The 1,400-nt window shown below is 69.4% G+C and carries 1 protein-coding gene; it reads right to left on the bottom strand.

Going from position 1 to position 1,400, the window contains the following annotated elements; genetic code table 11:
• Window positions 1–1,323, bottom strand: a 1,323-nt coding sequence (locus ACFVX4_RS42100) for an ISL3 family transposase (RefSeq protein ID WP_389988832.1), incomplete at its 3' end; no start/stop codon positions are given.
• Between the last annotated feature and the right edge of the window lie 77 nt (window positions 1,324–1,400).

Below are 1,400 nucleotides of genomic sequence, written 5' to 3'. Positions count from 1 at the left end.
CTCCTCGAGGTGTCGGGCGTTGTCGGCGGCGGGGGTGAGCAGGGCCGCGAAGGAACGGATGTGCCCGGCCAGGGCGGTCATCTCGGGGCAGGCCCCGGTCAGCGCTGCGAGGAGCTCGCTGTCCTTGTCCTTGAGCTGCTCGGGTTCGGTGCACAGCAGGCCCTTGAGGCGGCGAGGTGAGACGGCGGGGCGGTCGGACTCGACGCGGCCCTGGTTGATGTAGCGGTAGAGGAGGTTCGAGCTGCCCTGGTAGCCACGTTCCTTGATCTCCTTCAGGAGCTGCCCGACGCTGACAGCGGGGTCCTCCTCGCGGCGCCGTCGCAGGTGGTCACGGTAGGGGTCGACGAGGGTGGGCCGGTACTGCGGGGCCTTCTTCAGTTGCTCGGGCTCGGGGGCGCGGGCATAACGTTTGATGGTGTTCAGCGCCAGCTGGAGGCGGCGGGCGCAGTCCAGTAGGCCGACGCCCTGGTCGAGCAGGGCATGGACCTGATGCCAGCGTTCCCGGGTGGTTTCCTCGCGGACACGGGCCTGGGACGGCGGTCCGCATTTCGCCCAGCAGCCGGCGTGCGCGTGGACCTCCTTGAGGACAGCCTCCCCGAGGTTGTGCCACAGGTGCCAGCGGTCGGTGATCTGCGGCACCTGGGGCAGTGCGTCGGTGACGGCCTGCGCGTAGCCGGCCGCTCCGTCCCGGCAGACCGCCTCGATGCCCGGATGGGTACGTAGCCAGGCCGTCAGGGTCTCTGCCTTGCGGTCGGGCAGGACCTCGACGCGTTCGCGGGTCTCGGCGTTGATCAGGATCGTGGCGTAGCGGTGGCCGCGCCGCAGTGCGAAGTCGTCCACGCCGAGAACCGCGGGCACGGTCGAGGTGGGCAGGGGGATGCGTAACAGGCAGGTCAGCATGCTCGTCCACGACAGGGTCTGGTGCAGATGGACCAGCAACCGGGCCCCGGCTCTCCCGGCCAGGGCCGTCGCGACCGATGCGATCACCTCCTGCAGGGCGGGGGTCCTGCGCTGGTAGCGCACCGTCAGCCCGGGGACCTGCTCGACAAACGTGGTCTTGGAACAGTCCGCGTTCTCGCAGTACAAGCGGCGTACCGACACGTCGATCACCACCGGTCTCCCGCCGATCGCCTCGTCGGCGACATGCCGCACGTACCGGCTGTGCTCCCACGCCGACTCCTGCCCGCAGCCCGGGCAGACCACCGAGACCCCCGCGGCAGTCCGCACCGTGATCCTGACCAGGCCCTCGCCTGCCTCCACCGCCTCGACCAACACCGGAGCCAGCTGGGGAAGCAGCGCCGTCAACTCGACATCACACGCCACCAGCCTCCCCCACCAAGGCACTTGCCGAGGCCGAAACCGCAAAGTCGATCAACGGCTACGAAAATCTTGTCAGAGCC

This window comes from Streptomyces sp. NPDC058240, from assembly GCF_042882135.1.
GTDB lineage: Bacteria > Actinomycetota > Actinomycetes > Streptomycetales > Streptomycetaceae > Streptomyces.
Note: the sequence above shows the minus strand (reverse complement) of the source record. Positions and strands in the feature narration are given on the sequence as shown.